This is a genomic window from Variovorax sp. J31P179 (assembly GCF_030316985.1).
GTDB classification, from domain to species: domain Bacteria; phylum Pseudomonadota; class Gammaproteobacteria; order Burkholderiales; family Burkholderiaceae_C; genus Variovorax; species Variovorax ginsengisoli_B.
On the sequence record NZ_JASZYL010000006.1, the window covers coordinates 468,542 to 485,324 of the forward strand.

At 67.8% G+C, this 16,783-nt stretch carries 17 protein-coding genes; 12 read left to right on the forward strand and 5 right to left on the reverse strand.

Annotated elements, in window-relative coordinates; translation table 11 throughout:
* The first annotated feature begins 21 nt into the window (after positions 1 to 21).
* The 7 genes from QTI17_RS18680 (at position 22) to QTI17_RS18710 (ending at position 6,576) form a co-directional block, all read left to right on the forward strand.
* Positions 22 to 699: a TetR family transcriptional regulator C-terminal domain-containing protein gene (locus QTI17_RS18680; protein ID WP_286534893.1), complete on the forward strand. Its 678-nt coding sequence runs from the start codon at positions 22 to 24 to the stop codon at positions 697 to 699.
* A 205-nt stretch (positions 700 to 904) separates the two neighbouring features.
* On the forward strand, positions 905 to 1,492 hold the full coding sequence (locus QTI17_RS18685) for an NAD(P)H-dependent oxidoreductase (RefSeq protein ID WP_286534894.1): 588 nt from the start codon (positions 905 to 907) through the stop codon (positions 1,490 to 1,492).
* 23 nt (positions 1,493 to 1,515) lie between these two features.
* A complete protein-coding gene (locus QTI17_RS18690; RefSeq protein ID WP_286534895.1) occupies positions 1,516 to 2,382 on the forward strand; it encodes a creatininase family protein in 867 nt (288 codons plus the stop codon).
* 58 nt (positions 2,383 to 2,440) lie between these two features.
* Complete coding sequence (locus QTI17_RS18695; RefSeq protein WP_286529487.1) at positions 2,441 to 3,430, forward strand: ABC transporter substrate-binding protein; 990 nt, start codon at positions 2,441 to 2,443, stop codon at positions 3,428 to 3,430.
* Positions 3,431 to 3,470: 40 nt separating this feature from the next.
* On the forward strand, positions 3,471 to 4,307 hold the full coding sequence (locus QTI17_RS18700; protein ID WP_286534896.1) for an ABC transporter ATP-binding protein: 837 nt from the start codon (positions 3,471 to 3,473) through the stop codon (positions 4,305 to 4,307).
* Positions 4,308 to 4,345: 38 nt separating this feature from the next.
* Positions 4,346 to 5,212 (forward strand): ABC transporter permease, encoded by an 867-nt coding sequence (locus QTI17_RS18705; protein WP_503011074.1) that lies wholly within the window; start codon positions 4,346 to 4,348, stop codon positions 5,210 to 5,212.
* Between the two features lie 5 nt (positions 5,213 to 5,217).
* Positions 5,218 to 6,576 carry an FAD-binding oxidoreductase gene (locus tag QTI17_RS18710; protein WP_286534897.1) on the forward strand — a complete coding sequence of 453 codons (1,359 nt, stop codon included), beginning with the start codon at positions 5,218 to 5,220 and terminating at the stop codon, positions 6,574 to 6,576.
* On the opposite strand, the gene lnt is transcribed toward QTI17_RS18710, so the two are convergent.
* The 4 genes from lnt to QTI17_RS18730 all read right to left on the reverse strand — a co-directional run bounded on the left by lnt (position 6,573) and on the right by QTI17_RS18730 (position 10,401).
* Complete coding sequence (lnt, locus tag QTI17_RS18715) at positions 6,573 to 8,084, reverse strand: apolipoprotein N-acyltransferase (protein ID WP_286534925.1); 1,512 nt, start codon at positions 8,082 to 8,084, stop codon at positions 6,573 to 6,575. The genes QTI17_RS18710 and lnt overlap by 4 nt on opposite strands.
* Positions 8,085 to 8,140: 56 nt before the next feature.
* Complete coding sequence (locus QTI17_RS18720; protein ID WP_286529482.1) at positions 8,141 to 9,019, reverse strand: CorC family transporter; 879 nt, start codon at positions 9,017 to 9,019, stop codon at positions 8,141 to 8,143.
* A gap of 74 nt (positions 9,020 to 9,093) precedes the next feature.
* Entirely contained in the window at positions 9,094 to 9,819 is a 726-nt protein-coding gene (locus QTI17_RS18725) for a GNAT family N-acetyltransferase (protein ID WP_286534898.1), read from the reverse strand.
* A gap of 108 nt (positions 9,820 to 9,927) precedes the next feature.
* On the reverse strand, positions 9,928 to 10,401 hold the full coding sequence (locus tag QTI17_RS18730; RefSeq protein WP_286505783.1) for an Lrp/AsnC family transcriptional regulator: 474 nt from the start codon (positions 10,399 to 10,401) through the stop codon (positions 9,928 to 9,930).
* Between the two features lie 142 nt (positions 10,402 to 10,543).
* Between QTI17_RS18730 and hppD the strand changes: the two genes are divergently transcribed.
* Together hppD and QTI17_RS18740 are read left to right on the forward strand one after the other, a co-directional pair.
* Positions 10,544 to 11,671, forward strand: a complete 1,128-nt coding sequence (gene hppD, locus QTI17_RS18735; protein WP_286534899.1) for a 4-hydroxyphenylpyruvate dioxygenase — start codon at positions 10,544 to 10,546, stop codon at positions 11,669 to 11,671.
* Between the two features lie 26 nt (positions 11,672 to 11,697).
* The gene (locus QTI17_RS18740) at positions 11,698 to 12,504 is read left to right on the forward strand and encodes a transporter substrate-binding domain-containing protein (protein ID WP_286534900.1); all 807 of its coding nucleotides are present in this window, start codon (positions 11,698 to 11,700) and stop codon (positions 12,502 to 12,504) included.
* Here QTI17_RS18740 and QTI17_RS18745 read toward each other — a convergent pair.
* Entirely contained in the window at positions 12,497 to 13,357 is an 861-nt protein-coding gene (locus tag QTI17_RS18745; protein WP_353506718.1) for an esterase/lipase family protein, read from the reverse strand. The two genes, QTI17_RS18740 and QTI17_RS18745, sit on opposite strands and share 8 nt — an antisense overlap.
* A 122-nt stretch (positions 13,358 to 13,479) precedes the next feature.
* Between QTI17_RS18745 and QTI17_RS18750 the strand changes: the two genes are divergently transcribed.
* From QTI17_RS18750 to QTI17_RS18760, 3 genes are read left to right on the forward strand one after another with little or no spacing between them, the layout of a single operon-like run.
* Positions 13,480 to 15,171, forward strand: coding sequence for an AMP-binding protein (locus QTI17_RS18750; protein ID WP_286534902.1), 1,692 nt, complete (start codon positions 13,480 to 13,482; stop codon positions 15,169 to 15,171).
* The gene (locus QTI17_RS18755) at positions 15,168 to 16,094 is read left to right on the forward strand and encodes an MBL fold metallo-hydrolase (protein ID WP_286534903.1); all 927 of its coding nucleotides are present in this window, start codon (positions 15,168 to 15,170) and stop codon (positions 16,092 to 16,094) included. The genes QTI17_RS18750 and QTI17_RS18755 overlap by 4 nt, the downstream gene beginning before the upstream one ends.
* Positions 16,095 to 16,123: 29 nt before the next feature.
* A complete protein-coding gene (locus QTI17_RS18760; RefSeq protein WP_286534904.1) occupies positions 16,124 to 16,612 on the forward strand; it encodes a GNAT family N-acetyltransferase in 489 nt (162 codons plus the stop codon).
* The last annotated feature ends 171 nt before the right edge of the window (positions 16,613 to 16,783 follow it).

Here is a 16,783-nt window from a genome sequence, read left to right on the forward strand (position 1 = left end):
CGGCGGCACCCGCCGAAAACGATGACCTCCGAGACCTACTCTTCCGAGTCCCCGGCCGCGCAGCAGATGCCGGCCCCCAGCGGCCCGCTGTCGCGCGCGCGGCCCGGGCGCGAGCGCATCCTGGCCGCGATCCGCAGCGCGGCCATCGCCGAGTTCAGCCTGCACGGCCTCAAGGGCGCCTCGACGCAGGCGATCGCCGCCCGCGCCGGCCTGACCAAGCCCCAGCTGCACTACTACATCCCCGGCAAGGAAGAGCTCTACGAGGAGCTGCTGATGCAGGTGCTGCACGACTGGAAGGTGGTGTTCTCGTTCGAGGATCACGCCGGCGCGCCCGGCGCGGTGCTGGGCGACTACATCCGCAAGAAGCTCGACCACGCCTTCGACAACCCCGAAATCTCGCGGATCTTCACCCGCGAGGTGCTCGACGGCGGCCGCAACCTCGAGCGCTACTGGCCTAACGCCCGGCTCTGGACGCAAAAGAAGGTCGACATCATCAACGGCTGGATCGCGCGCGGCCTGATGCGCCCGCTCGACGCCCGGCTGCTGCTGATGCACATCTGGGCCATGACCCAGAGCTATGCCGACTACGCGCTGCAGACGCGCGTAATGCTCGGCCTGCCGCCCGACGCGCCGATCGACCGCGAGCCGATCGCGCGCGAGTTGGTCGCCTTCGTCCTCGGCGGCTGCGGGATCAAATAGGCCCCCACGCCCCCCACTGCGTGTGGGTCGCTGCCCCCCGAGGGGGCCGCAGGCCGCCTTGGGGCGGCCCGGCGCCGGCCTGACCTCCCCCTGGCGGAGACAGCGTTGCGCATGACAGAGCGCCCCTCCCGCTTTTGGTGCGGAGGCCCTGGCACGTCGCTTGCATAACCTGACCACTTGCTCTGATTAAGCGGTCAAACACACCATGCGAGTGCTCGTCGTCTATTGCCACCCGGTCGAAACCAGCTTCCATGCGGCGCTGCACCAGGAGGTGCTGCGCAACCTGCGCGCCGCCGGCCATGAGGTCGATGACTGCGACCTCTATGCCGAGGGCTTCGACCCGGTGCTGTCGCGCGAGGAGCGCCTGGGCTACCACGAGGTGCCGAGCAACCAGCTGCCGCTGAAGCGCCATGTCGAGCGGCTGCAGTGGGCCGAGGGCATCGTGTTCTGTTTCCCGACCTGGTGCTTCGGCCTGCCGGCGATGCTGAAGGGCTATTTCGACCGCCTCTTCATGCCCGGCGTCGCCTTCGACCTCAGCGACCCGAAGAACGTCAAGCCGATGCTCACCAACATCCAGCGCATCTCGGCCGTCGTGACCTACGGCCGCCCGCGCTGGGTCGCCTGGTACATGGGCGACCCGCCGCGCAAGATCGTCACGCGCTACATGCTGCGCCTCACCGGCAAGCAGGCGCGAGTCGACTACCACGCCCACTACCACATGAACGTGGCGACCGAGCCGCAGCTCAAGCGCTTCATGCAGCGCGTCGGCAGCGCGATGGCGCGCTTCGCCTGATCCCTTCCCGTCACAGGACTCCCATGCTCCACGGCTATATCCCGCCCCACCGCTTCCTGCCCTACCTGAGCTGGACCGAGATCGACGCGCTGCCCGATCGCGAGAACACCGTCATCGTGCTGCCCTGCGGCGCCATCGAGCAGCACGGCCCGCACCTGCCCTGCTCGGTCGACAGCGTCATCGCCTCGGGCGTGATGGGCAAGGCCCTCGAACGCCTGCCGCCCGAGGTGCGGGCCTTTGCCCTGCCGACCATCACCTACGGCAAGTCGGAAGAGCACCTGCACTTTCCCGGCACCATGACCTTGACCGGCACCACCCTGCTCTCGACCGTGATCGAGATCGGCGAGTCGGTCTACCGCTCGGGCTTTCGCAAGCTGCTGTTCGCCAACGGCCATGGCGGCCAGCCGCAGGTGCTGGAGATGGCGGCCCGCGAGCTGCGGCTGCGCCATGGCGACTACGTGGTCGTGCCGCATGGCGTGTCGCGGCTGCCGAGCGCGGCCAGCAAGCAGGTGAGCGACCAGGAAAAGCGCCTCGCGATGCACGCCGGCCATTCGGAGACGGCGCTGATGCTCGCGCTGGCGCCCGACACGGTGCACATGGAGCGTGCCGCCGCCAATTTCCCGCCGCCGTTTCCGATCAAGCTGCTGTCGCCCGACGGCCGCCCGGCCTGTGCCTGGACCGCGCGCGATTTCGGCCCCAGCGGCGTCATCGGCGATCCGACCAGCGCCACCCGCGAGCAGGGCGAGGAGATCCTCGACAGCCTGGCCGCAAGCTGGGTGCAGGCGTTGACCGAGCTGCACGCCCTGCGCTGGGTGGTGCGCGACGAAGCCACCTGGGGCCGCGGCCACGAACAGGGCTTCATCCAGACCGCCGCCGGCCTCCCCGCCTGAGGCCCGCTCCTTGCATCCGATTCCGCTTCGATCCCAACCCCACAGAGAGGTCCCCACCATGCGCCTTCCCCTCGCCCTCCGTCTCGCCCCCCTGGCCGCGGCCCTCGCGCTGGCCGCCGCCGCGCCGGCCCAGGCCCAGGACAAGTTCACCTACATGACCAACTGGTACGCGCAGGCCGAGCACGGCGGCTTCTACCAGGCGGTCGCCCAGGGCATCTACAAGAAGTACGGCCTCGACGTCACGATCAAGATGGGCGGCCCGCAGGTCAACATCACGCAGATGATGGCTGCCGGACAGGCCGACTGCATCATGGGCTCGAGCGACATCCAGATGATGCAGGTGCGCGAAGGCGGCGTGCCGGTGGTCAACGTGGCGGCCTTCTTCCAGAAGGACCCGCAGGTGCTGATCGCGCACGACGACGTCAAGAAGTTCGAGGACCTCAAGGGCAAGACGATCCTGATCGGCGCCCAGGCCAACCGCGGCTACTGGCCCTGGCTGAAGGCCAAGTTCGGCCTCACCGACGAACAGACGCGCCCCTACACCTTCAACATCCAGCCCTTCGTCGCCGACAAGAACACGGCGCAGCAGGGCTACCTGACCTCCGAGCCCTATGCGATCCAGAAGGCCGGCGTGAAGAGCACCGTGCTGATGTTCAGCGACCACGGCTTCCCGGCCTATGCGACCACGGTCTCGTGCATGGACAAGACCGTGAAGGAGCGCAACAAGCAGGTGGCGGCCTTCGTCAAGGCCTCGGCCGAGGGCTGGAAGAGCTACCTCAATGATCCGGCGCCCGCCAATGCGCTGATCAAGAAGGACAACCCCAACATGACCGACGACCAGCTCGCCTACAGCGTCGCCAAGCTCAAGGAGATGGGCATGGTCACCGGCGGCGACGCGGCCACGCAGGGCATCGGCGTGATCACCGATGCGCGCACCAAGGCCAGCTACGACTTCCTGGTCTCGGCCAAGCTGCTCGACCCGGCCAAGGTCGAGATCGCCAAGACCTACACGACCGAATTCGTGAAGGACGCGAAGGTCCTGCCCTGACACACCGGGCGCCCCGGCGCGCCCTCTCGAAAGGCTTTGCATGAACGACACCGAATCCGCCGCCTACGCGCTGCCGGCGCAGCCCCGCCTCACTGTCCCCGCGGTCGAGGTCCTGTCCGCCGAGAAGACCTATCCGAACGGCACCCAGGCGCTGCTGCCGGTGGACCTCCGGATCGCCGAAGGCGAATTCGTTACCCTGCTCGGCCCCTCGGGCTGCGGCAAGAGCACCTTGCTCAAGATGGTGGCCGGCATGCTCGAGCCGACCGACGGCCGCCTGCTGGTCTGGCGCAAGCCGGTGGCGCAGATCGACGAGAGCGGCCGCCGCATGGCCTTCGTGTTCCAGTCACCGACGCTGATGCCCTGGGCCAGCGTGCGCACCAACGTGCGGCTGCCGCTCGACCTCGCCGGCGTGCCGCGCAAGGAGGCGGAAGACCGCGTCGCCGAGGCGCTCGAACTGGTCGGGCTGGACAAGTTCGCCGGCGCCCTGCCGCGCGCCCTCTCGGGCGGCATGCAGATGCGGGTGTCGATCGCGCGCGGCCTGGTGACGCAGCCCGACCTGCTGCTGATGGACGAGCCCTTCGGCGCGCTCGACGAGATCACGCGCCACAAGCTCGACGCCGAACTGCTGGAGCTGTGGCAGAAGAAGAAGCTCACGGTGATCTTCGTGACCCATTCGATCCACGAGGCGGTGTTCCTGTCGAGCCGGGTCGTGATGATGGCCGCGCGGCCGGGCCGCGTGGTCGAGCAGTTCCGAATCGACGAGCCCTATCCGCGCAGCGCCGACTTCATGGTGTCGCCGCAGTTCAGCCGCTATGCGAAGACGCTGCAGGACAGCCTGCTGCGCGCCAGCAGCGCGCACGACGAGGTGCAGGCATGAGCGCATTGGCACCGACAACCGCCGCGGGAACGACGACGATGACCTCCTCCGCAACGCCAGCCAGGGCGCGCCCGGTGCCGACGCCCACGCTGAAGAAGCAACCGGCCCGCATTCCGCTGCTCCAGCAGCCGCACGTCCAGCGCGTCATGTATCCGCTGCTGGTCGGCGTGGTGCTGATCGGGCTCTGGCAGGGCCTGGTGACGGCGATGGAGCTGCCGCCCTACCTGGTGCCCTCGCCCCACCTGATGATGCAGACGCTGGTCACCGACTGGGTGCCGCTCGGCATGGCCTTGATGGTGACGCTCAAGATCACCGTGCTGTCCTTCGTGGTCGCGACCATCGCCGGCGTGCTGATCTCCTTCCTGTTCGTGCAGAGCAAGCTGATCGAGACCGCGCTGTTCCCCTACGCTGTGCTGCTGCAGGTGACGCCGATCGTCGCGGTGGCGCCGCTGATCATCATCTGGGTCAAGAACCCGACCGCCGCGATGGTGGTCTGCGCCGCGCTGGTCGCGCTGTTCCCGATCATCAGCAACACCACGCTCGGCCTGCGCAGCATCGATCCCGACCTGCAGAGTTACTTCAAGCTCAACCGCGCCACCCGCTGGCAGCAGCTGGTGCGCCTGCGCATCCCGAGCGCGCTGCCTTACTTCTTCGGCGGCCTGCGCATCTCGAGCGGGCTGGCGCTGATCGGCGCCGTGGTGGCCGAGTTCGTCGCCGGCACCGGCGGCTCGGGTGCCGGCCTGGCCTACCAGATCCTGCAGGCCGGCTTCCAGCTCAACATCCCGCGCATGTTCGCGGCCCTGCTGCTGATCTCGCTGACCGGCGTCGCGCTGTTCGTGCTGATGGCCTGGCTCACCAAGCTCGCGCTCGGCTCCTGGCACGCGAGCGAACTCTCCCAAGACTGATTCCGATGAACGCACCCATGACCTCCATCGAGCGCCTGCACCTCGAACTGCCCGAACTCGACTGGATCACCGACCCGAGCCGCATCGCACGGCTGTCGCAGGACTTCGCCTGGTTCAGCCCGGTGCTCGACCGGCAGCTGAAGGACAAGCGCGCCGACGCCGTCGTGCGCCCGCGCACCGAGGACGAGATCCGCGCGCTGGTCGGCGCCTGCGCCCGCCTGGGCGTGCCGATCACGATCCGCGGCAGCGGCACCGGCAACTACGGCCAGACCACGCCGCTGGCCGGCGGCGTGGTGCTCGACATGACCGGCTACAACGCGCTGCTGTGGGTGCGCACCGGCGTCGCCCGGGCGCAAGCCGGCATCCGGCTCGGCGAACTCGAGAGGCACACGCGACCCTCCGGCCAGGAGCTGCGCTGCATTCCGTCGACCTACCGCAGCGCGACGCTCGGCGGCCTGTTTGGCGGCGGCTTCGGCGGTGTCGGATCGATCAACTACGGCCCGCTCGGCGCCCCCGGCAACGTGCTCGGCCTGCGCGCGATGACCATCGAGCCCGAGCCGCAGATCGTCGAGCTGCGCGGCGCCGAGGCGCTGCGCATGCACCACCTGTGGGGCACCAACGGACTGGTGCTCGAGCTCGAAGTGGCGCTGGCGCCGGCCCATCCCTGGCTCGAAAGCCTGGTGGTGTTCGACGCCTTCGCCCCGGCGCTGGCCTTCGCCGATGCGCTGGCGAACGCCCCCGGCATCGTCAAGCGCGAGGTGGCCTTCTTCGCCAGCCCGGTGCCCGACCACCTGGCGCAGCTTGCCGAGCATCTGCCCAAGGGCTGCCACGCGGTGCTGTCGCTGGTGGCGGAGTCCTCCGAAGACCCGATGCGCGCGCTGGCCGATGCGCACGGCGGCCGCATGACCTACCGCAAGACCGCCGAGGAGGTGAAGAAGAGCAACCGCACGCTGATGGAGTTCACCTGGAACCACACGACGCTGCACGCGCTCAAGGTCGACAAGTCGCTGACCTACCTGCAGAGCAGCTTCGTGCCGGGCCGGCACGTGGCGCAGATCACCGAGATGGAGCAGCGCTTCGCCGGCGAGGTCCTGATGCACGTCGAGTTCCTGCGCGGCCTCGACGGCCTCCTCACCTGCAGCGCCCTGCAGCTGGTGCGCTTCACGACCGAGGAACGGCTGGACCAGATCATTCGCCTGCATCGCGAGCACGGCGTGCGCATCAACAATCCGCACGTCTTCGTGGTCGAGGACGGCAAGGCCGGCGGCGCCTTGCCGCCCGAGATCGTCGAGATGAAGAAGCGCTTCGATCCGCGCGGGCTGCTGAACCCGGGCAAGCTGCGCGACTGGCCGGTGAAAGCCTAGGCCGAGCGGCGGCGGCGGACGATCGTCGCGGCGACCACGGCCAGCGCCAATCCCCACAACGGCCAGAGCCCGAGGCGCGACACCCACACCGCAAACGGCGTGCGCCCGCCCCGCCCTTCGACCTCGGCCTTCAGCACGCCGCGCGTGAGCCGCGGCAGCTCATGCGTCACCCGCCCGCGATGGTCGATGACCACCGTGGCGCCGGTGTTGGTGGCACGCACCATCGGCCGCTGGAACTCCAGCGCCCGCATGCGCGAGATCGCCAGGTGCTGGTCGATCGCGATCGAGTCGCCGAACCAGGCGATGTTGCTGACGTTCAGCAGCACCGTCGGCGCCTCCTCGGCGCTGCGGAAGTTGGCACCGATCTCGTCGCCGAACAGATCCTCGTAGCAGATGTTCGGCGCGATGCGCTGGCCCAGCCAGACGAAGGGCGGCTGCGCCAGTCCGCCGCTGCGGAAGTCGCCGAGCGGGATGTTCATCATGTCGGTGAACCAGCGGAACAGGCCCGGGATGAATTCGCCGAAAGGCACCAGGTGGTGCTTCTCGTAGCGATAGGGCGCCGCCTCGCCCGGACGGAAACCCAGCACCGCATTGCTGTAGGAGCGGCCATCGCCCATCGGCAGGCCGACGATGGCGGCCTGGGTGCCGCTCGCATAGCGGGCCGCGATCGCCTCCAGGTAGCCCGGCGGCAATTGCGAGGGCAGCAGGGGCAGGGCCGTCTCCGGCGTGATCACCAGCGGCGCGTCGGCATCCCGCAGCTGCTCGCCGTACCACTGCAGCGCGGTCGCGATGCCGCCGCCCGGAATGAACTTCTCGTCCTGCGGAATGTTGCCCTGCAGCAGTGCGACGGTGATGCGGCCGCGCGAACGGGCCGCATCGTCGGCCGGCACGCCGCGCGCCAGCGCAATCAGGGCCGGAACGCCGAACAGCACCAGCGCCAGCCCGACGGGCAGCGCAAAGGCGCGCCCGCGCGCATGGCGCATGGCCAGCGGCACCAGCGTCGCGATGCCGGCCGCGATCGCACCGATCCCGTAGACGCCGACCCAGGGCGCATAGACCGCCAGCGGCCCTTCGACGTGGGCATAGCCGCCCGCGCCCCATGGAAAGCCCGTGAACCAGCTGCCGCGCAGCAGTTCGGCCAGGGTCCACAGCGCGGCGAAGAAGGCCGCCGCGCGCAGCGGGCTCGCCGGGGCGAAAGCCACGTACAGGGCGCAGCCGAGCGCGTAGTAGAGCGACAGCGCCGCCGCCAGCGCGAACACCGCCACGGCGGCCAGCGGCGCCGGCAAGCCGCCATAGGTGTGCATCGAGATGAACAGCCACCAGAAGGTGCCGCAGAGCCAGGCGGTCGCGAACACCCAGCCGAGCAGCCCCGCAGCGCGCCAGGGCCGGGGTCCGGCGGTCGGCGCAGCGCCGGCGGCGGGACGCAGCGCGTCCAGCTGCCAGACCAGCGCCGCCAGCGACAGCAGCTGCAGCCACCACAGCGGCTGGCCGTTCCAGGGCGCGGCCATCGACGCCGCCTGGGCCAGCCCCGCGAGCCCGAAGCCCAGCGCGCGCAACGGGGTTTTCAATCGGCCGAGTCGTCGCCGCGCGCCGGCGAGACCTTGAACCAGCGCACCGCGCCGCCCTTGGTGTGCAGCACGACGAAGTCGAAGGCGCCGAGCGCGTAGTGCTCGCCGCGCTTGGGCACGTGGCCCATCTCGTGCGCGATCAGGCCGCCGATGGTGTCGAACTCCTGGCTCAGCGCCTCGTCGTCGAAGGTGATGCCGAAGGCCTCGGCCACCCGCTCGATCGGCGTGTCGCCCGCCACCCGGTAGGTGTGGTCGGCCAGGCCGAAGATGTCGCCCTCGTCCTCGGGGATGTCGAACTCGTCCTCGATCTCGCCGACGATCTGCTCGAGCACATCCTCGATGGTGATCAGGCCGGCGACGCGGCCGAACTCGTCGATCACCACCGCCAGGTGGTTGCGGTTGCCCCGGAACTCGCGCAGCAGGTCGTTCAGGCCCTTGCTCTCGGGCACGAAGGTCGGCGGCCTCAGCAGCGCGCGGATGTTCAGCCCCGGCGCGCGCTGCAGCTTGAGCAGGTCCTTCGCGAGCAGGATGCCGATGATGTTTTCCTTCTCGCCCTCGTAGACCGGAAAGCGCGAGTGGGCGGTGTCGATCACCAGGTGAAGCAGCGCGTCGTAGGGCGCGTCGATGTTGACCAGGTCCATCCGCGGCGCAGCGACCATCACCTCGCCGGCGGTCATGTCGGCCATGCGCAGCACGCCTTCGAGCATCACGCGCGATTCGGCGCCGATCACGTCGTTGTCCTCGGCGTCGGCGAGCGTTTCGATCAGTTCGTCGCGGGAATCGGGCCCGGGATGGATGAATTCGGCGAGCTTCTGAAGAAAGCTGCGCTTGTCTTCGCGTTCGACGGGCGCGCGATCAGGGTGAGGGTCGGCCACTGCAGCAGGGCGGAGTTGGGGAAACGCAAGGATAACCCACCCACGCTATGCGGCTGGAAACCTCTGGGTGAGCGTCAAGCAGCTGATTTGTCTCGCGCGGCGCGCACGCCGCTGCGGATTTCCTGCAGCTCTGCCAGGAACGACCAGAACTGCTTGGCCCGGGTCTTGAGCTGGTAGTCGACCTGCGCAAAGTGCTGCAGCGCGATTTCGCTCATGCGGCTGTCGAAGGTGGCGGCCGGCAGTTCGAGGTGGGCCTCGGACTCGGAGCCGCTGCGCACCACGGTCGCGCCGGCATTGCGCGCGATCTTCAGCATCGCGGCGTTCTCGCTCAGGGCGTGGATGAACAGCATGCCGACGCCTTCGTTGCGCGCCACCACCACGGCGCGCTCGAACAGGCGGGCGCCGTAGCCGCGTCCGCGGGCGTGGACGGCCACGGAAACGCCGAACTCGGCGCAATCCTGCTGCTGGTCGGCAGGAGCGAAGGCCAGGTGGGCCATCGCGATCAATTCGAGCCGGCGGTTGTAGATGCCGAACAGTTCGTCGCGCTCGAAATCGAGCCCGTCGACATAGCGTTGGACTTGTTCATCGGACGCCGCATAGCCGAACCGCAGGTAGCGGTCGTGCTGCGGCAGGGCCAGCAGGTGCTGCGCGATGCGGTCGCGCTCGCGCGGGCCGATCGAACGGATCGGCACCATGACGGGGTGCGGCGCGGCGGCGCGCGGTTGCGCCTCAACCATCGGCGCCTTCAGGAACGAGCCGACGCCGAGTGAGGCTAGAAAGAGGGCCTTGGCGGTAAGCATGCATGGAATATAAGGGTTTTCCCTAGACCTTCAAGGGCACGGGGTCTGCTCCCGGACGATTCGGTGAACAAATTCCGCTCCTGCCTTATCGGCAGCCGATGCACGTTGTTACAGGGGCACGGCCGTCGTCGCCTTGACCCGGTCGAGCACGAAGCTGGTCTTGCAATCCTGGACGCTCGGGTGCTTCAGCAGGGTGTTCATGATGAAACGGCTGTAGTGCGCCATGTCGGCCACGACCACGCGCAGCAGGTAGTCCATCTCGCCCGTCAGCGCCGCGCATTCGACGACCTCGGGCCAAGTTTGCACGCTCGCCCGGAACAAGTCCATCGGGTTGCGCTTGTGGCTTTCAGTGAGCTTCTCGAGGCGCACGTTGAGGTAGGCGGTGAGCCCAAGGCCGACCGCCTCGGGCTTGACCAGGGCGACGTAGCGGTCGATCACGCGGCTTTCCTCCAGCCGCTTGACCCGCCGCAGCACGGCGCTGGGCGACAGGCTGACCTGCTCGGCCAGTTGGTCGTAGGTGGCGCGCCCGTCGGCCTGAAGCGTGCGCAGGATCTGGCGATCGATCTTGTCAAGTGCATCCATTGCTGGATTTTTGCACTTTTCCTGCGTCAGATGTCGATTCAATGCCCAATAACGCCGAAATCATGAAGGCCCGCGCTTTTACAGTTCCATACCGACACCGCGCCGCCGCGGCCGCACACTGACTTCCCACGGAGATCACACCATGAGCACCACCGACACCGCCGCCTTCACCCCCTGGGAGAACCCGATGGGCACCGACGGCTTCGAATTCATCGAGTACGCGGCACCGGACCCGGCCGCCATGGGCCGCGTCTTCGAGCAGATGGGCTTCCGGCCGATCGCCAGGCACCGCCACAAGAACGTGCTGCTGTACCGCCAGGGCACGATCAACTTCATCATCAACTCCGAGCCCGACTCGTTCGCCCAGCGCTTCGCGCGCCAGCACGGCCCCAGCATCTGCGCCATCGCCTTCCGCGTGCAGGATGCCAAGGCGGCCTACGAGCGCGCGATCGGCCTCGGGGCCTGGGGCTTCGCGCCCGGCGCCGGCCCGGGCGAGCTCAACATCCCGGCGATCAAGGGCATCGGCGACAGCCTGATCTATTTCGTCGACCGCTGGCGCGGCAAGAACGGCGCGGCACCCGGCGACATCGGCAACATCGGCTTCTACGACGTCGACTTCGAGGCGCTGCCGGGCCTCTCGGCGGTCGAGGCGCTGGCGCCCGAGGGCCATGGCCTGACCTACATCGACCACCTGACCCACAACGTGCACCGCGGGCGGCTCAAGGAGTGGGCCGATTTCTACGAGCGCTTGTTCAACTTCCGCGAGATCCGCTACTTCGACATCGAGGGCCAGGTCACGGGCGTCAAGAGCAAGGCCATGACCAGCCCCTGCGGCAAGATCCGCATCCCGATCAACGAGGAAGGCAACGAGAAGGCCGGCCAGATCCAGGAGTACCTCGACAGCTACCGCGGCGAGGGCATCCAGCACATCGCGATGGGCTCGCGCGACCTCTTCCATACGGTGGACGCGCTGCGGGCCGCGGGCGTGAAGCTGCTCGACACCATCGACACCTACTACGAGCTGGTCGACAAGCGCATCCCGGGCCATGGCGAAGACGTGGCGGCGCTCAAGCAGCGCAAGATCCTGGTCGACGGCAAGAAAGGCGCGCTGCTGCTGCAGATCTTCAGCGAGAACCAGCTCGGGCCGATCTTCTTCGAGTTCATCCAGCGCAAGGGCGACGACGGCTTCGGCGAAGGAAACTTCAAGGCGCTGTTCGAAAGCATCGAGCTCGACCAGATTCGCCGCGGGGTGCTGGCCGCCGCACAATAGGCGCCCCCATCCCACCTGGAGCCTCCATGCGCCTGCCGACGTCGTCCCCGCTTCGTTCCCTACCCTGGATCGCCGCCGCGGCGCTGGTGCTCGGAGGCTGCGCCACGGCGCCACCCCAGGCGACGCCCGTGTCCCGCCTGGACGCCGTGCAGAAGGCCGGCGTGCTGCGCATCTGCACGCCGGGCGACTACAAGCCCTTCAGCTTCCAGAAGCCGGACGCGGGCTACGAGGGCATCGACGTCGACCTCATGACGGGCTTCGCCGCCAGCCTCAACGCCCGGCCGGAGTGGGTCAAGACCAGTTGGGCCAACCTGATGCCCGACCTCACGGCCGGCAAATGCGACATGGCGGTCGGCGGCATCTCGGTGACCACCGACCGGCAGAAGCTGGCCTTCTTCAGCAGCGCCTACATGGTCAACGGCAAGACGCCGATCGCGCGCTGCGCCGATGTCGCCAAGTACCAGACGGTGGCCCAGATCGACAAGCCCTCGGTGCGAGTGATCTTCAACCCGGGCGGCAGCAACGAGCGCTTCGCGCGCGCCAACTTCAAGCAGGCCAAGCTGACCCTGCACGGCGAGAACGTCACGATCTTCGACGAGATCCTGGCCAACCGCGCCGACGTCTTCGTCACCGAGTCGGCCGAGGCCATCACGCAGCAGAAACTCAAGCCCGGCCTCTGCGCGATCAATCCCGACAAGCCGCTGCAGTACGGCGAGATGGCCTGGCTGCTGCCGCGCGACGACGTCGCCTTCAAGTCCTATGTCGACCAGTGGCTGCACCTGTCGCAGGCCGGCGGCGAGTTCCAGCGCGTGATGGACCGCTGGCTCAAGTAGCGTCGAGCAGCGCCAGGACCTCGCGCCGGACGGGGGCGTCGAAGGCCAGTTCCACATGGCCGCGGCCGGCGGCGAGCCGGTTGTCGGCGCCCGGCAAGGTGGCCACCGAGGTCGGGAACACGATGTTGTCGCTGTTCGAATACCAGCAGCTGAAGGGCACCTGCTGCACGCTCGTGCGCTCGCCGTCGATGCGTTGCAGCCACTCGCCACCCATCCGCATCTGGCGGCCGTTGGCCGTGCGTCCGAAGCGCGCCAGCCAGGTGCCGCGATGCGGCGTGCCGAGGGTCGCGATGCGATGCACCCGCGCGCCGTCGGCATCGCGCAGCCAGGCCCGGGCCGCGAGCCCGCCCATGCTGTGGCAGATCAGCAGCGGCGGCTGGCCGGTCGCGGCGGTCACGCGCACGATGGCGGCATCGATGGTCTGCACGTAGCGGTCGATCGAGCCGAAGACCGGCTCGAGGTCGACCGCGACGAAGGCCCGGTCGGCGGCGCGCAGTTCGCGCAGCCAGGGCGTCCAGAACGCGCGATTGCCGACGAAGCCATGCACCAGCACGACGCCCCGCCGCCCTGCCTGCGGCAGGTGGTCCGGAATGGCGCGCCACCGAAAGGGCTGGTACCAGGCGAAGACGCGCGGTGCCGCGATGCTCTCGGCCAGCCAGGCCTTGAAGAACTCCCAGGCGCTGGCACGCGGCAGCGGGTCGCTGTCATCGACGCGCCAGGCCAGCACGAATTCGAACGCGAGGAAGACCGCGTGCGAGCCGCTCAGGACCAGCAGCCCGGCGATCGCCATCGCCGGCGAACGGCTCCACCAGGCGGCGGTCCATGCCACCGCGGCGACCAGCCAGGCCAACACCAACCACCGCTGAGCACGAGCAACCATCCGCCAACTATCGCACGCGCGACCCGCGTCCCTAGGACAAGCCCGCTGGCGTCGGGTGGCGGGTGGCTCCGACAATCCGCGCCAAAGGAGATCGAATGCAGACATCAGTGCTTCAGAGTTATCCCGCCGGCGTGCCGCATGAAGTCCATCCCGAGCAGTACGGCTCGCTGGGGCAGTTGTTCGACGAGTCGTTCAAGCGCTACGCCGAGCGCCCGTTCTCGGTCTGCATGGAGCAGTGGATGACCTATGGCGAGGTCGACGTGCTGTCGAAGGCCCTGGGCGCATGGCTGCAGTCGCTCGGCCTCGAGCCCGGCGCCCGCGTGGCGGTGATGCTCCCCAACGTGCCCCAGTTCGCGGTCACGGTCTGCGGCGTGCTGCGGGCGGGCTACACCTGCGTCAACGTCAATCCGCTCTACACGGCGCGCGAACTCGAACACCAGCTCAGGGATTCGGGCGCCACCGCGATCGTCATCCTCGAGAACTTCGCCACCACGCTCGAGCAGGTGATCGAGCAGACGGCGATCAAGCACGTGGCCGTGACCTCGATGGGCGACCTGCTCGGCGGCATGTACGGCGCCTGGATCACCTTCGCCGTGCGCCATCTCGCGAAGATGGTGCCGCCCTACAAGATCGCGCTGTCCAACGGACGCACCGTCACGCCTTTCAAGGACGCGATCGCAGCCGGTCGCGGCCGCACGCTGGCGGCCGATCCGAGCACCCTCGATTCGATCGCGTTCCTGCAGTACACCGGCGGCACCACCGGACTGTCGAAGGGCGCGGTGCTGACCCATCGCAACATCGTCGCCGCCACCCTGCAGGCCGAGGCCTGGTTCACGCCTGCGCTGGGACGGGCGGGCGACCTGTCCAAGGTCAACAGCATCGCTGCCCTGCCGCTCTATCACATCTTCGCCCTGACGCTGCTCCTGCTCGCGATCCGGCAAGGTTCGCACCTGACGCTGGTGCCCAACCCGCGCGACATCGGCAAGTTCATCGCCGTCCTCAAGAAGCGGCCGTTCCACATGCTTCCCGCAGTGAACACGCTCTTCAATGCCCTGCTGGTCCATCCGGAGTTCAAGAACGTCGACTTCTCGCAGCTGTTCGTCTCGCAGGCCGGCGGCATGGCGGCCTCCGAGGGCACCGCGCGCAAATGGTTCGAGGTCACAGGCTGCCCGATGATCGAAGGCTGGGGCATGAGCGAGACCTGCGCGATCGGCACCAACAACCCGGTCACCAACACCCACTACAGCGGCAACATCGGCCTGCCGCTGCCGGGCATCGAGATCGCCATCAAGGACGACCAGGGCCGCTCGCTGCCGGCGGGCGAGCATGGCGAGCTCTGCATCAAGGGGCCGAACGTGATGGTCGGCTACTACAACCAGCCGGCCGAGACCGCGGCCGCCTTCACGGCCGACGGCTTCATGCGCACCGGCGACATCGCGGTCATGCAGGAAGACGGCTACAGCCGGATCGTCGACCGCAAGAAGGACATGATCATCGTCAGCGGTTTCAACGTCTTCCCGAACGAGCTCGAGAACGTGATCTCGCTGTGCCCCGGGGTGGTCGAGTGCGCCGCCATCGGCGTGCCCGACGAGAAGCAGGGCGAGGCGATCAAGGTCTTCGTGGTCCGCAAGGATCCGGCGCTGACCGAGGAAGCGGTCATGCGCTATTGCCATGACCAGCTCACGGGCTACAAGCGACCGAAGCAGATCGAGTTCCGCGACGCGCTGCCGAAGACCAACGTGGGCAAGATCCTGCGCCGCGAACTGCGCGTGGGCGCGACAGGTTGACATCGGCGACGGAGAGCCTGCCCGCGGGACTTCAGGTCTTCGAGCGCGGCTGGCTGTCGGCCAACACTCTGCTGTTCACCGGCCGTGCGCAGACGGCCGTGGTCGACACAGGCTACGCGACGCATGCGATGCAGACCGTTGCGCTGATCGACGCCGCGCTGGGGCCGCGGCCGCTGGACCTGCTGCTCAACACCCATCTGCACAGCGACCACTGCGGCGGCAACGCCGCGCTGCAGTCGCGATATCCCGGGGTGCGAACGTTGATCCCGCCCGGCGAAGCTGCTGCCGTGGAGGCCTGGGACGAAGAGGCCTTGAGTTTCAAGGCCACCGGCCAACGCTGCGACCGCTTCCGCTTCGATGGGCTGCTCGCCCCGGGCAGCGAGATCGTGCTGGCCGACCTCCCGTGGCAGGTCCATGCCGCCAAGGGACACGATCCGCATTCCGTCATCTTGTTCGAGCCCGTCTCGAGGACCCTGATCTCGGCCGATGCGCTCTGGGAGAACGGCTTCGGCGTGGTTTTTCCGGAGTTGTTCGGCGAACCCTCCTTCGACGAGGTCGGGGCCACGCTGGACCTGATCGAGTCGCTCGCACCGTCGCACGTGGTTCCCGGTCACGGGCGCGTCCTCCACGATGCGCCCGCGGCCTTGCGGAAGGCTCGCAGCCGGCTCGAGGGCTTCCAGCGGCAGCCGGTCAAGCATGCGCGCCACGCGCTCAAGGTGCTGCTGAAGTTCAAGCTGCTCGAATGGCAGAGCATCTCGCGCGAAGAATGGGCCGCCTGGCTGGCCGCGACCCCGTATGTCGAGACGGTGCGGGCGCGCTTCTTCCACACCTCGCCATTAGACGACCTTGCCGGGGAAATTCTTGACGAACTCGTGGCCGTCGGTGCGGCGGCCACAGATGGCGCGCGCATTTTCAATCGTTGATTGGCGATTGGCACCCAGCCAATTGAGCCTTGACGCCCGATCCTTTCGCTAGACTTCCGCATCATGCATTTTCATTTCAGACGCGCGGGGGAGGAGGATGCACCAGCCGTGCGCTCGCTGAGCCGAGCTGCGTATGCGAAGTGGGTCCCGGTGATCGGACGCGAGCCTCTCCCGATGAAGGCAACTATGAAGCGGCTGTTAGGGAACATCTGATCGATCTGCTGGAGGTCGACGGCATGCTCGCGGCCCTGGTTGAGATGATCCCCGAGTCGGAATGGCTGCTAATTGAAAACCTCGCGGTCGCTCCAACGTTTCAGCGCCGCGGTTGTGCACGTATCCTCTTGAAGCGAGCACAGGAAACGGCACTGGCCCTGCGACTCAAAGGACTCCGACTCTTCACGAACAAGTTGTTTGAGTCGAACGTCGATTTATATCTTCGATACGGATTCGCTATCGATCGCGAGGAGCCCTTCATGGGTGGCATCACCGTTTATATGAGCAAATCTCTTACGGCCTGATCGCGAAACGCTGACATCCTGACTTTAGCGCGCGCTTGCTGATTGGCGCCCGCGCGGCGTCCCCAAAGCAAAACGCCCAGCCTTTTGAGGGGCTGGGCGGTTTGGGCTGTAAGAGCCTGACGATGACCTACTTTCACACGGGAACCCGCACTATCATCGGCGCTGAGGCGT